Source organism: Rossellomorea sp. NRS-1567, from assembly GCF_050467885.1.
Classification (GTDB): domain Bacteria; phylum Bacillota; class Bacilli; order Bacillales; family Bacillaceae_B; genus Rossellomorea; species Rossellomorea aquimaris_C.
On the sequence record NZ_JBITPL010000014.1, the window covers coordinates 26,973 to 39,908 of the forward strand.

13 protein-coding genes and 1 riboswitch are annotated in these 12,936 nt (G+C 43.1%); of the genes, 8 read left to right on the top strand and 5 right to left on the bottom strand.

Annotation, left to right across the window (positions count from 1 at the left end):
- The first annotated feature begins 29 nt into the window (after positions 1–29).
- Positions 30–248, top strand: coding sequence for a DUF1659 domain-containing protein (locus ACIFOD_RS08075; protein WP_430314203.1), 219 nt, complete (start codon positions 30–32; stop codon positions 246–248).
- 36 nt (positions 249–284) lie between these two features.
- Complete coding sequence (locus tag ACIFOD_RS08080) at positions 285–503, top strand: DUF2922 domain-containing protein (protein WP_282138643.1); 219 nt, start codon at positions 285–287, stop codon at positions 501–503.
- Between the two features lie 99 nt (positions 504–602).
- Here the strand turns inward: ACIFOD_RS08080 and ACIFOD_RS08085 are convergent, their stop codons facing one another.
- From ACIFOD_RS08085 to ACIFOD_RS08100, 4 genes are read right to left on the bottom strand one after another with little or no spacing between them, the layout of a single operon-like run.
- Positions 603–908, bottom strand: coding sequence for a PTS sugar transporter subunit IIB (locus ACIFOD_RS08085; RefSeq protein ID WP_430314204.1), 306 nt, complete (start codon positions 906–908; stop codon positions 603–605).
- 12 nt (positions 909–920) lie between these two features.
- Entirely contained in the window at positions 921–1,241 is a 321-nt protein-coding gene (locus ACIFOD_RS08090; protein ID WP_430314205.1) for a PTS lactose/cellobiose transporter subunit IIA, read from the bottom strand.
- Positions 1,238–2,530 carry a PTS cellobiose transporter subunit IIC gene (gene celB, locus ACIFOD_RS08095; RefSeq protein ID WP_430314206.1) on the bottom strand — a complete coding sequence of 431 codons (1,293 nt, stop codon included), beginning with the start codon at positions 2,528–2,530 and terminating at the stop codon, positions 1,238–1,240. Before celB ends, ACIFOD_RS08090 begins: the two co-directional genes overlap by 4 nt.
- Positions 2,531–2,553: 23 nt before the next feature.
- Positions 2,554–3,861, bottom strand: a complete 1,308-nt coding sequence (locus ACIFOD_RS08100) for a 6-phospho-beta-glucosidase (protein ID WP_430314207.1) — start codon at positions 3,859–3,861, stop codon at positions 2,554–2,556.
- 222 nt (positions 3,862–4,083) lie between these two features.
- Between ACIFOD_RS08100 and ACIFOD_RS08105 the strand changes: the two genes are divergently transcribed.
- From ACIFOD_RS08105 to ACIFOD_RS08125, 5 genes are all read left to right on the top strand, one after another.
- Positions 4,084–4,809, top strand: a complete 726-nt coding sequence (locus ACIFOD_RS08105; protein ID WP_148970316.1) for a GntR family transcriptional regulator — start codon at positions 4,084–4,086, stop codon at positions 4,807–4,809.
- Positions 4,810–4,830: 21 nt separating this feature from the next.
- A complete protein-coding gene (chbG, locus tag ACIFOD_RS08110) occupies positions 4,831–5,526 on the top strand; it encodes a chitin disaccharide deacetylase (protein ID WP_430314208.1) in 696 nt (231 codons plus the stop codon).
- A 509-nt stretch (positions 5,527–6,035) separates the two neighbouring features.
- A riboswitch (SAM riboswitch) is annotated at positions 6,036–6,141 on the top strand.
- Positions 6,142–6,212: 71 nt separating this feature from the next.
- Positions 6,213–7,226 (top strand): methionine ABC transporter ATP-binding protein, encoded by a 1,014-nt coding sequence (locus tag ACIFOD_RS08115; protein ID WP_430314209.1) that lies wholly within the window; start codon positions 6,213–6,215, stop codon positions 7,224–7,226.
- Positions 7,216–7,881, top strand: a complete 666-nt coding sequence (locus ACIFOD_RS08120; protein ID WP_430314210.1) for a methionine ABC transporter permease — start codon at positions 7,216–7,218, stop codon at positions 7,879–7,881. Before ACIFOD_RS08115 ends, ACIFOD_RS08120 begins: the two co-directional genes overlap by 11 nt.
- 60 nt (positions 7,882–7,941) lie before the next feature.
- The gene (locus ACIFOD_RS08125) at positions 7,942–8,724 is read left to right on the top strand and encodes a MetQ/NlpA family ABC transporter substrate-binding protein (RefSeq protein ID WP_430314404.1); all 783 of its coding nucleotides are present in this window, start codon (positions 7,942–7,944) and stop codon (positions 8,722–8,724) included.
- A 93-nt stretch (positions 8,725–8,817) separates the two neighbouring features.
- Here ACIFOD_RS08125 and ACIFOD_RS08130 read toward each other — a convergent pair whose 3' ends face one another.
- Complete coding sequence (locus ACIFOD_RS08130; RefSeq protein ID WP_430314211.1) at positions 8,818–9,990, bottom strand: SEC-C metal-binding domain-containing protein; 1,173 nt, start codon at positions 9,988–9,990, stop codon at positions 8,818–8,820.
- 304 nt (positions 9,991–10,294) lie between these two features.
- Here ACIFOD_RS08130 and ACIFOD_RS08135 point away from each other — a divergent pair, with 304 nt between their 5' ends.
- Entirely contained in the window at positions 10,295–12,724 is a 2,430-nt protein-coding gene (locus ACIFOD_RS08135; protein ID WP_430314212.1) for a S8 family serine peptidase, read from the top strand.
- Positions 12,725–12,936: the final 212 nt, after the last annotated feature.

The following is a 12,936-nucleotide window of genomic DNA, read 5'->3' on the forward strand; positions in this document are numbered from 1 at the left end:
TATATAAAGGGTGAAAGGAGGTGAGGCACATGGCAACAGCGGATTTGAAATCTACGAGAATACGACTGGCTTACAATGATGGTCTGGATGAGAAAGGGAATCCTAAGATTGTGTACAAATCGTACAGCTACATCAATTCACTGGCAACGGCGGATGAGATGAACAGCGCAGCTTTATCTGTGGCAAGTCTTTCATCAAAAGGATTAAACAACATCGAGAAGGTCGAAACCTTTGACATTAACGAGTAAGGACAATCAATAGTTCTATAGAAAGGAGGAGGCAGCATGGCAAAAGTATTAGAACTTGAATTTACAACCGAAACGGGGAAGTCAGCTAAGCTATCCATCAATGACCCGATCGAGCCGATTGATACGGTGGCGGTGAAAGCAGCGATGGATAACCTGATTGCGACCAATGTGTTTGGAAGTTCGAACGGAATGTTTGTGAGTGTGGAAGGAGCACGAGTGGTCGAGCGTAATGTGACGGATTATGATGTGATGTAATCGAGTGAAAGTGTTCTCCTTAATTGGGGGACACTTTCTTCATGTTATTCACCTTAAAAAAGAGTAACCCATTACAGGTCACTCTTAATCTCGAAAATATTATTTCCCCAACAAACTCACAGCCTGTTCCAACACTTTCTCACCATTCATCATCCCATAAGACATCCCATCGATCACATCCACCTTAATATGATAAGGCTCAGCTTTTTCAATGATTTTAGATGATAGGTAGCGGACTTGAGGACCGATGAGAATCACATCAAGATTATCTAAGTGATTGCTTAAGTCAGCTTCAGACGTAGCGTTAATGGTGGCTTCAAGGCCTTTTTCTTCAGCGGCTTTGCGCATTTTTTGGACTAACATACTCGTTGACATTCCTGCCGAGCAGACCAGCATGATATTCATATGAAGCACTCCTTACTTGGTTTGATGGATTTCGATGATTTCCTGGGCCAGTTCTTTGACGGTGATGGCGTTCATAAGATGATCCTGAGCGTGGATCAATAGAATCGTAGGATTCTGTGTGTCACCACTTGCTTCTTTTTGGAGTAACTGTGTTTGATAGTGGTGAGCTTGATGTACTTCTTTCGCTGCCTCGGCCATTTTTTCCTCTGCTGTTTCGAACTGTTTTTTCTTGGCGGCTTGCAGGGCTTCCATGGCGGATGATCGCGCATTTCCAGCGTGTAAAATGATATGAAAAGATATTTCTTCTAAGGTCATTTGTTGTTCAGCATTCATGCGATTTTATCACTCGTTTCGGTTGTTTTCTTTAATTGGGCACGTTCAGATGCGAGCAGGAATGGGATGTACATAAGTGTAGCGATTGTCAGGTTCACAAGTTGTAGCACGATTCCACTCCAAGATCCACCCGTTACAAGGTAGCCACTGATGATCGGAGGTGTCGTCCAAGGAACAATCGCGACGGTTTTGGGTACGATTCCTAAGCTCAGTGCCAGGTAAGATGTAACCGTCAATACGACAGGTACCAGTAAAAACGGGATAAACATAAGCGGGTTTAACACGATCGGCAGACCAAAGATGACCGGTTCATTAATATTGAAGACTCCAGGTGCAGCAGACAGTTTTCCGACTGTGCGGTAATGCTTCGTTTTCACTACAAGGAAGATGGCGATGATCAAGGCGATCGTCGTACCGGATCCACCCATGTACACGTAGGCATCGAAGAATGGTTTCGTCACAATGTAAGGAACGTCGAAGGCACTCATCCCGTCTGCGAAGAGCTGCTGATTTTTCTCAATTAACGGTAGATAGATCGGTTCGATGATCGGACCTAATATGTTCGTGCCATGTAAGCCGAAGAACCAAAGGAAATGATTTAAGAAGGCTACAACTATGGCTGATGGCAGTGAGTTGGATACAGCTTGCAGTGGTTCCTGAACCACAGTGAACACGATTTCAAAGATGCTTTTTTCTGCAAAAGAAGTTAAGAGAGCTTGAATAAGACCAACAAGAATCAAGATAATCGTTGCAGGAATCAGGGCTTTGAATGATTTTACGACACCTTCCGGCACACCATCGGGCATACTGATCGTAAACTTGGAACGAATCAACACTTTGAATAATTCTGTGACAAGAAGGGACGTGATTACGGCTACGAATATCCCTTGTGCTCCGGTCCAGACGTAGGAAATTCCCCAGTCTTCCGTTACCGGCGTGAGGATGATGAGTGAAGCGATCGACACTAATGCTGCAGATAACCCATCGATATGATAGGACTTAGCTAAATGATAACTGATGGATGCAGCGACGAGCAGTCCGAGGATGGCGAATGATCCATTCCACATATTCCCGCCAACGGATTTCCAGCTTTCACCGAATACAGAGACCATAAAATTTTGAAAGGCATCAATCGGCAGATTATTTAATAAGACAGCCAAAGATCCGACGATGATCAGTGGCATGATTGAAACGAATCCATCACGGATGGCGACGAGATGTCGTTGTGACCCGATTCTTCCTGCAATAGGCATAAACTTGCTTTCCATAAACCCCATTACTTTACTCATTTCTCTTTCCCCCATTTACTAGATTAATTGAATTGCGGTAAAAACTCTTTGTGAGCTTCCAATAATTCATCGACTAGTTGTCTTGCTACCCCTTCGTTCTGTACTAGGGGATTCATCACCATGGCCTGGTAGACATGATTGTACTCACCGGACATTGCTGCCTGAATGACGAGCTCTTCGAACGCTTTCATCTGTTGGATGATTCCTTTAATTGATGAAGGAAGCGGTCCAATGACGATTGGCTGAGGTCCGTCCCCCGTAATGACGGCGTTTACTTCAATAACAGCTTCGTGAGGCAGGTCCGGGATGGTTCCGTTGTTCAGTGTGTTGACGGTTTGGATGTCTCCTGAGTTGTTGTAAATGCTCGTCATGAGGCTGCAGGCAGCATCACTGTAGTAGGCACCTCCTCGATTTTCCAGTTCTTTTGGTTTTTCATTTAACTCTTCTTTCATATATTGTATGAAAAGTTCTTTTTCAACTTTTCGAACAACCTCTGCCCGTGTACCGTTTTCTCTATAAGCTTGAAGGTCCTTTTCCAACACAGAGTCCCGTTGGAAGTAGTATTGATGATAAGGATTGGGAAGCATCCCGAGTGCTTGTAAAAATTCCTTCGACCATCCGAGGGAGACGATGTTGGCCGGTGAGTAATCCACTTCTTGATGGATCAGTTTTTGCAGAACTTGATCGGTGACATCCTGACCATTGACCCAAACCCTTTTTCCAAACACAAAATGATTCATCCCTACAAATTCAATCTGTACTTCATTTGCAGAACAATTCATCATCTCGGCCACGCTGTTTTTCATGTTGAAAGGAATATTGCACACCCCGATGACTTTATGATGTGTACTGTATTTAAGCAGGGCTTCCGTAACAATGCCTGCCGGGTTGGTAAAGTTAATAAGCCAAGCATGGGGACAAATCTGTTGGATGTCATGACAAATTTCCAATAGGACCGGAATGGTACGCAAGGCCTTGAATATACCGCCTGCTCCATTGGTTTCCTGTCCGATGACTCCATGACTTAACGGAATACGTTCATCTTTTTCCCTGGCTGAGAGGCCGCCCACCCTGATTTGTGTTGTCACAAAGTCAGCGCCTATCAAGGCATCCCGCCGGTTAAGAGTCCATTCCAATTCAATCGGCACACCTGCTTTTTGGATCATTCGACGAGCAAACTGCCCGATAATCTCAAGCTTCTCTTTCCCTGCTTCGATGTCTACAAGCGTTATGTCCGTGACAGGAAAAGATTTGTATCGGTGGATGAACCCCTCGATAATTTCTGGTGTATAGCTTGATCCGCCTCCGATTATGACCACCTTTAATGACATTCTGTCGATCTCCCTTCATTTTGAAAGCGATTTCTATTTTTTTATAATGTATCATACAAATTTTCGCTCGTCTATGCATTGTAGTGACAAAAATAAAATTTATGACTAATTTTTATTTATTTGTAATAACAAATTATTTTTATGATAAAATGATTAGGAATAGAGAAATGAACGTGGATGTGTTATAACAAATATAGGAAGAAAGTGGAAGGGAGAAACAGAATGAAAGAGACACAAGAAGCAAAGGCCCTGCATTCGCATGTAAAAGAAGAAATCATCCACATGATTAAAAATAAAGAATACGCGCCGAATACAAAACTGCCGACAGAGGCGGAGTTTTGCGAAAAGTTCAATGTCAGTCGTACGACCATCCGGACGGCGCTCCAGCAGCTGACACTTGAAGGTTACGTGTATCGCGAGCAAGGAAGAGGAACCTTTGTCGCAGAAGAGAAAGTCAGTCAAATCCTGTCCTCGACGATCGACAACTACACAGAGCAACTGCGATTACAGGGTAAGAAACCTAAGATCAAGGTACTAAGCATGAATGTCATCCCGGCAGAATCAACAGTTGAAAAAGCGTTGGAATTGAAGAATGGAGATCCCGTCAATCGTTTAGAGAGGATCCGTTATTCAGACGGGCTGCCCCTGCAATATGAGGTGGCCTATCTGCCCTGGTACAAGACGCCGGGGCTTGATAAAGACGAATGTGAAAGATCTCTTTACAAGCTCCTGGAAACACAGTTTGAGATAAAAATTAAAAAAACCGTCGAAACGATCGAATTGTTTTTAGCAGATGAACGAGTGGCAGAGAAGCTTGAGGTACCAGAGGGGACACCTTGCTTTATGATCGAAACGACGGCTTATGTAGAGGATGGATCGGTGATTGAATTTTCCAAAGCGATCTTCAGAGGAGATAAAGCGAGCTTTCTTGTAGAAAGAACCTATTAGATAAAAAGGGGATGGGGGATTATGAGGAACGTGATCGTCAATGCAGATGATTTTGGATTATGCCGGGGGGTGAATTACGGCATCGTTGATAGTCACCGGTTTGGCATCGTTAACTCAACAACGATGCTGGTCAATATGCCGGGGACTCTGCATGCGGTGGAATTGGCGAAGGTTTATCCAGAATTACAGGTTGGGGTCCATTTAACACTGACATGCGGGAGACCAGTTTCTGGCGGAGTACCATCACTACTGGATGAGAGAGGCTTTTTCCGTTACACCAGCAAGATTTTTGAAGAAAAAGAAATCAATGTGGATGAGGTTGAAATGGAGTGGGAGGCTCAGATGGATAAATTCCTATCATTCGGTTTGCCCCTTTCTCATATTGACAGTCATCACCATGTTCATAGCTTTCGACCTTTGATCCCGGTGGTGAAGAGATTGTCGGAGCGTTTTGGGGTTTCGGTCCGGAATGTACCCTGTGATGGGTTTGACGCAATGAATGTGTTAACCGATCGTTTCTCGATGGACTTTTATGGTGACGGAGTGTCGGTTGAAGGATTGAAGAGGATATTGAACAGCAGGGATGAAGGTGAGACGCTTGAGATTATGTGTCATCCGGCTTATGTTGATACATACTTGAAAGGGAATTCGTCTTATTGTGAGCAGAGGTTGAGGGAGTTGGATGTGTTGACGGGGATTAAGGAGTGGACTTTCTAGTTTTCGTTTGGTTGTTTGAGAAATTAGAATGTTTGTTGTGAGTTGTTATGACAAGTGATCGGGGTGCTGCTATGGAAGGTAGTGCCTTTTTCTATTGGTAATGGAGATTAGTTCCATTTTGAGGTGGAAAGGAAAGTTTTTGGATAGTATGTATGGTTTTGAGATGGTGTTAAGGCAGGATATTAACTGAAATCGATGTGAAATACATGGATTGATAGGATGAGAGAAGGTTTATTATCGACTTTGTCTATTTATTATCAACTTTAGAGATATATTATCGACTTTCCACCTTTTATTATCAACTTTAGGAATATATTATAAACTGTAAAAAAATGGATAATCACCACGCCCCTATCAAACCAAAGTCCCCCTACACAAAAAATCCCTTCCCTAGTGCAACAACAAAGATAACGCTTACATAAAAATAACTGAAAAATTCCCTATTGACTTCCATTCACAGACCCAGTATTATCCTCTATAAGATAAAAATTTAGAAAATTACATACTTTCAATTATCCAGAGTGACCGAGGGATCAGGCCCTATGACGTCCGGCAACCTCCAGTATTGGAACGGTGCCAATTCCTGCAGAATGATTTCATTCTGAGAGATAAGTCGAGATAAACAGGCGATGCTTCTTTCAGTTGAAAGAGGCATTTTTTATTGGACAAAAAAAGGGGTGTGCACATTGATTGAGATTCGAAATCTAGTTAAAACCTACAGTACAAAAAAGCAAACGGTGGTCGGTGTCGATAATGTTTCCGTAAAGATCGAAAAGGGGGCGATCTTTGGAATCGTCGGATACAGTGGAGCGGGGAAGAGTTCACTCATTCGCTGCCTGAATCTATTAGAAACCCCGACATCAGGAGAAATCATCATTGATGGACAGGATTTCACGAAGCTCACGTCCAAACAATTAAGACTCGCCCGTCAAAAAACGAGCATGATTTTTCAACATTTTCACCTGATTAAATCGAAAACGGTTTTTGACAATCTGGCTTTTGCCTTGAAAGCGGCCAGAGTACCAAAAGCGAAGATCAAGACCAGGGTCGTCGAGCTCCTTGAGATGGTCGGTCTTTCAGATAAAACCGATGCCTATCCTGCTCAACTCAGCGGAGGACAAAAGCAGAGAGTCGGGATTGCAAGGGCCCTTGCGAATAATCCATCGGTTTTACTTTGCGATGAAGCGACATCGGCACTCGATCCGAATACGACGAAATCGATTTTGAAGCTATTGAAAAAAATTAACAAAGAACTGGGTTTGACGATCGTTCTCATCACCCACGAGATGGAAGTGGTGAAAGAAATCTGCGACCGGATGGCCGTGATGCAAGACGGGAAAATCGTGGAGGAAGGTCCAGTATACGACCTGTTTGCTGAACCGAAGCAGCCTTTAACGAAGCAATTCATTGAAACGATCCTTCAATTTGAACTCCCGCCGCACCTCGTGGAATCAAGAAAAGGAAAGCTGATCAAAATCCAATTCAAAGGATCAATCGCAGAGGAAAGCGTCGTTTCAGAAGTGTTCCAGAAATACAAAGTGCAAGGCAATATTCTTCACGGCAAGATTGAATATATTCAGGAAGTGCCACTGGGGATTTTTATCATGGAACTGATCGGCTCCCATGACGAAGTCGAAGCCGCGATCCGGTATATCACGTTGAAGACGCAAAGCTTGGAGGTGCTTGAGAATGCTGCCTGATTCATTGACAGCGATTTTACCAGAATTGAATAAAGCCTTTTTTGAAACGGTATATATGGTGGGGATTTCACTGGGAGTTGCGATTTTAGTGGGATTACCCCTCGGGATTCTTCTTTTCGTAACAGACAAAGGCTTGTTTTTACAAAATAGTTTGATCAAAAAGGTCGTTGGATTTGTCGTCAATATGGTGCGCTCGGTTCCGTTCATCATTCTATTAGTCGCACTCTTACCATTAACCAAACTATTGACCGGTACCACGATTGGACCGACGGCAGCCTCCGTATCCCTATCTGTTGCGGGAGTTCCGTTTTTTGCGAGAATGGTAGAAACATCGCTCCGGGAGATTGACAAAGGAGTGATCGAAGCTTCGGTTTCAGTGGGGGCAAGCCCCTGGATGATCATTAAGGGCGTGCTGTTACCGGAAGCGCGACCGGCGGTGATTCAGGCGATTACGATTACAACGATCAGTTTAGTCGCCTATTCAGCCATGGCCGGCATCGTCGGTGGAGGCGGAGTCGGGGACCTGGCAATCCGCTTCGGGTACTACCGATATGACAACACGGTGATGATCACGACCGTCGTCATTTTAATTTGTTTAGTTCAACTCATCCAATATACGGGTGATGTGTTTGCACGATTAGTCGATAAACGATAACTACTCTAGGGGGAACAACAAGTGAAAAAGTGGATTTTATTCGTAGCATTAGCGGTAACAATGAGCATTCTTGCAGCTTGCGGCGGGGACGAAGCAAGTTCAAGCGCAGAAGATAAAAAAGAGGTAACCATCGGAGCGACATCCGGACCATACAGTGATATGGTGACAAAAGCGATTAAGCCAGGACTTGAAGAAAAAGGATACACGGTGGAAGTGAAAGAATTCAGTGATTACATCCAACCGAACAACGCGCTGGCCCAGGGAGATCTGGATGCGAACCTTTTCCAGCATAAAATCTACATGGAAACCTTTGCGAAACAACATAACATGGATTTATCCGAAGTGATTGTCGTACCAACGGCTCCAATGGGAATCTACTCACAGAAGTTTGATTCGATTGAAGACATCAAAGAAGGCAGTGCCATTGCCATTCCAAACGATCCGACGAACGCAGCACGGGCGTTTCAGATTCTGGAGGATGCTAAGCTGATCACGTTAAAACCGGATACAGATCCATTGACTGTGTCAGAAAAAGACATTGCTGAAAACGTGAAAAACCTGCAGTTCAAACCGATCGAAGCAGCACAGCTTCCAAGAGCCGTTGACAGTGTTGATCTATCTGCGGTTCCAGGAAACTACGCACTCGCTGCCGACATGGACTTACTTGATGCACTTCAGCTGGAGGACATGCCTGATCAGTATCGAAACCGAGTGGTTGTAAATACGAAGGACGTTGACTCACAACTGGCGAAAGACATCAAAGCAGTCGTCGAAGCAGACGAATTCGAAAAAATCATCGACGAAGAGTTTAAAGGCTTTGGTAAGCCTGAGTGGATGGAGTAGAGTGGCTGGAGGGACGGACCTCTAATCAAAATATTAAATAGAAGAATGTGAAAGGGACGGGCTTCCGCAAAATGCGGAGGTCCGTCCCTCATTTTATAGACAGCACTTCTTGTATTTTTTTCCGCTGCCGCATGGGCAGGGATCGTTGCGGCCTATTTTGTCCCCGATATGGGCAAGTTGAGGAACGAGAAGTGGTTGGTCATCCAATGACGGGTGTTCCACTTCTTCAATGATTCTCCTCCAGGCAGCAAGCTTTGGATGATCGATCCCATTCATGATGCAGTTGACATAGAGGGATTCTTCCAGACAAAGCATTCCTTCATCATAGCCTTCCTCGATGAACTCTTCGATTTTTGAAATCCCTTCCGTTGATAGCTGGTGGCATAAATAATCTGATATCAGTGTTTTAGCGGTTATATCATTTGTTTGGTCAAATAATCTCAAGAGAGCATTTTCCGCTTCTTTGGTTTTGATTCTTCCAAGTACGTCCAGGGTGTAGAAATAGGTATTTCCGTAAATTGCTACTTTTTCAACCTCACGTACCACCTGCTCCGTTCCTATTTTCACCAGGGCATTGACCACTTCCTCGAATAATAAATCACTTTCATCTTCATCTTTAAAGAGATTCACTAACTGAGGGACGACGCTTTCTTCACGAAGTTCACCAGCCGAATAAACGGTGTATATCCCGTCAAAACCAAACCCGTCTTCTTCCTCTTCATTTTCTTTTACACCATTCTGTACTTCCCAGCTTTCAATCCCGTTCCTTTTTATCAACTCCCTGATGATTCTCTTACCATGATCATAGTGGGCTTGGTTATATCTATCATTATCCAAGTAAACGGTGATGCTCGCCAGCTCCTGATAGAGTTCCTCAATCGTTAAAGAAGGCAGCTTCACGATTTCTGCTAATTGGGTTTCATCCACAAAGCGTTTTACATCATTCTTCTGTGCAATCACCAAATTGGTATCAGCGTTTAGCAGTAGCTGGGTATAGAACAGCCGATCATCATCCATTTTGTCCAGCCGGTTTAAACGATCGATGACCTCTATCATCCCATCCTCATTCAATGGCATGTACATTAAGTATGGAAGAACCGGGGAGGAGAATTCCGATATCGGCCCGCGGTCAACAGCTTTCAAACCGGTCAAAAATGTATCCCCATCAACTAAATAGGTGTCCTCCAACATTTCTATCGCATATCTCTGCACAAACGCATCTTCACTCAAAAAATAAGGCTCGACCATTTCAACAAAACGATTCATCCAACCATCCTTTATCGTAATATTTTCTTTAAGTGTATAGGGTGGGAGTGGAAAAGGGAAGAGGGACGGACCTCTCTAGCGACAATTTAAAAGTAGTATGTTCTGAGGACGGGCTTCCGCTGAATATGAAGGTCCGTCCCTATATATAATTACATTTAATTCTAAATAATGGGTCTTTTTGCTCAAGGGATTGAGTTTTGTTAGGTGAATTACTATTAGAGTTGTGTATTTTAAATGGGATGAGGAGGGTTAAGAGTCATTTGGTAATACTATTTTATAAGAAAAGGGAGTTGTAAGATTTACTATGAAAAAACGGTTTTCACAAGCATCTATCATTTCAATCGTTCTGGTATTTATTCTTTCCATCTTTGGATCAGGGGCAATGGCAAACTCGAATGCAAAGACACCTCAAGCTCAAACACCACCAGATTTAGCCGAAATCTTCGGAAATATCGATACATCATCTTCAAAGTCTACCACCGTAATTGTTGAAATAGAGGAAGAATCCTTAGTCGAATCAAAACATAAAGGGAAAAAACAATCCAAATCGAATTTGACAAACGCACGAAACAAAGTAAAGAAGAATGTTAAAGGAGTGACAAAATCGAGCAAAGTTAAACGTGAATACGATTATGTTTTCTCTGGATTTTCTTTAGAAGTAGCTGCTGATGAAATTCCAAACCTATTATCTGTACCTGGAGTAAAAGCAGTGTATCCTGATGTTACATATACAGTGACAGGGTCTGAAGGGATTTCCATTGAACAGGACGCTTATCATCCTGAAATGGCTAATAGCGCTCCCTTCATTGGAGCCGATCAGGTATGGGATGCCGGGTATACCGGAGAAGGAGTAACCGTTGCAGTCATTGATACAGGGGTTGATTATACACACCCCGATTTAAATCAGGCATTCGGAGATTATAAAGGTTGGGATTTCGTCGATAATGACGGAGATCCACAAGAAACACCCATCGGGGACCCTCGTGGAGAAGAAACGGCTCATGGAACTCATGTGTCTGGGACAGTAGCGGCGAATGGAAATATTAAAGGAGTTGCACCTGATGCTACTCTATTAGGATACCGTGTTCTAGGGCCGGGTGGCAGCGGAACGACAGAAAATGTTGTTGCAGCCATTGAAAAAGCGGTTCAGGACGGGGCAGATGTTATGAATCTATCACTTGGAAACAGCTTGAATAATCCAGATTGGGCAACGAGTATTGCACTGGATTGGGCAATGGCTGAAGGGGTAGTGGCTGTTACATCAAATGGGAACTCAGGTCCTGATAATTGGACAGTCGGTTCGCCAGGTACTTCACGTGATGCCATTTCTGTAGGAGCGACTCAGCTGCCTTACAATGTATACACGTCTGAAGTAACGACAACTGGTGGTGTAACCTACGAATCTGATAAAGTAATGGGCTTCCCGAGTGACGAGGAGTTATTATCCCTTGATGGGAATGAATATGAATTTGTCGATGTCGGTTTAGGCGGACCAGAGGATTTTGCAGGAAAAGATGTAGAAGGTAAGATTGCTCTTATCAGCCGTGGAGCATATCCTTTTGTTGATAAAGCAGCCAATGCAAATGCTGCAGGAGCAGCAGGAGCGATCATCTATAATAACGTACCGGGAGAATTCACATTTGAAATTCCAGGTATGGAAGTACCGACCATTAAGATGTCTTTAGAAGATGGTAATAAAATGCTTTCTGAATTGGAAAAAGGAAATAACAAAGTTTCATTTGAACTGGAGTTTGCTCGTGAAATCGGGGAAACAATGGCTGATTTCTCATCTCGTGGTCCTGTTATGGATACATGGATGATCAAGCCTGATGTTTCAGCTCCCGGGGTGAACATTGTAAGCACTGTTCCAACTCATAATCCTGAAAATCCTTATGGTTATGCTTCTTATCAAGGTACAAGTATGGCATCTCCACACGTAGCAGGGGCTGCTGCGCTTTTACTTGAAGCTCATGGGGACTGGAATGTAGACGATATTAAATCATCACTGATGAATACATCTGAAAACTTATTTGATGCAGAGGGAGTCCAATATCCTCATAATACTCAAGGAACGGGCAGTATCAGACCTCTGGATGCACTCAATACGGAAACCCTTGTGTCACCTGGAAGTCACTCTTTTGGTGTATTCAGTAAAGACAAAGGAAAACAAGTTGAAAAGCAGCATTTTACAGTCAAAAATTTATCCAGTAAAAAGAAAAAGTACAGCTTTGATGTGAACTTTGAAGGGGATCCCAAAGGTATAAAAGTTTCGACAAGCAAAAATCTTAAAGTGAATGGTAAACAGTCGAAAAAGGTAAATCTACATGTCCAAGTAGATGCAGGTAAGTTAGACCCTGGTTACTACGAAGGAACGATACAGGTTTCTGATGGAGAATCTTCATTTGAAGTACCTACGATTCTCTTCGTTAAAGAGCCGGACTACCCTCGAATTACCAGTTTAGACGTTACAAAAACCGACGAAGGTTATGATTTAGAAGTTTACCTTCCAGGCGGAGCAGAAGAAGCGGTCATCTGGGTTTACAGTGCTGACCCGTTCGCTTATATCGGGGACGGACCTGTATTTACAAATCTTACAAAAGAATATAACACCTTGAAATGGGATGGTAAAATTAATGGGCAGAATCTGGCTCCTGGAAGTTACTATTTCTTCGTGAATGCGAAAAAAGGTGAACAGGAAGATTATGTGAATAGTGATATCATTGTAGTGGAATAGAATATAAAGTATAAAAGTCGAAAAGGTGTTTGCAGGGAAAACTCTGCAAACACCTTTTTGTTTTAGTAAGTTATTTGTTAGGTGAATGGAGACCATGATAGCCTTAAAGATACCCAATAAACCTTATTAGTATTGGACAGAATGTATACAGGGGAGTATTCATTCTGATTATGGTCTCATCTAAGAAGAATAACATTTTATGTGTATGATTA

Coding starts and splice junctions, on each gene's coding strand:
- ACIFOD_RS08075 (WP_430314203.1), top strand. CDS start 30: ATGGCAACAGCGGATTTGAAATCTACGAGAATACGACTGGCTTACAAT.
- ACIFOD_RS08080 (WP_282138643.1), top strand. CDS start 285: ATGGCAAAAGTATTAGAACTTGAATTTACAACCGAAACGGGGAAGTCA.
- ACIFOD_RS08085 (WP_430314204.1), bottom strand. CDS start 908: ATGAATATCATGCTGGTCTGCTCGGCAGGAATGTCAACGAGTATGTTA.
- ACIFOD_RS08090 (WP_430314205.1), bottom strand. CDS start 1,241: ATGAATGCTGAACAACAAATGACCTTAGAAGAAATATCTTTTCATATC.
- celB (WP_430314206.1), bottom strand. CDS start 2,530: ATGAGTAAAGTAATGGGGTTTATGGAAAGCAAGTTTATGCCTATTGCA.
- ACIFOD_RS08100 (WP_430314207.1), bottom strand. CDS start 3,861: ATGTCATTAAAGGTGGTCATAATCGGAGGCGGATCAAGCTATACACCA.
- ACIFOD_RS08105 (WP_148970316.1), top strand. CDS start 4,084: ATGAAAGAGACACAAGAAGCAAAGGCCCTGCATTCGCATGTAAAAGAA.
- chbG (WP_430314208.1), top strand. CDS start 4,831: ATGAGGAACGTGATCGTCAATGCAGATGATTTTGGATTATGCCGGGGG.
- ACIFOD_RS08120 (WP_430314210.1), top strand. CDS start 7,216: ATGCTGCCTGATTCATTGACAGCGATTTTACCAGAATTGAATAAAGCC.
- ACIFOD_RS08125 (WP_430314404.1), top strand. CDS start 7,942: ATGAGCATTCTTGCAGCTTGCGGCGGGGACGAAGCAAGTTCAAGCGCA.
- ACIFOD_RS08130 (WP_430314211.1), bottom strand. CDS start 9,990: ATGAATCGTTTTGTTGAAATGGTCGAGCCTTATTTTTTGAGTGAAGAT.
- ACIFOD_RS08135 (WP_430314212.1), top strand. CDS start 10,295: ATGAAAAAACGGTTTTCACAAGCATCTATCATTTCAATCGTTCTGGTA.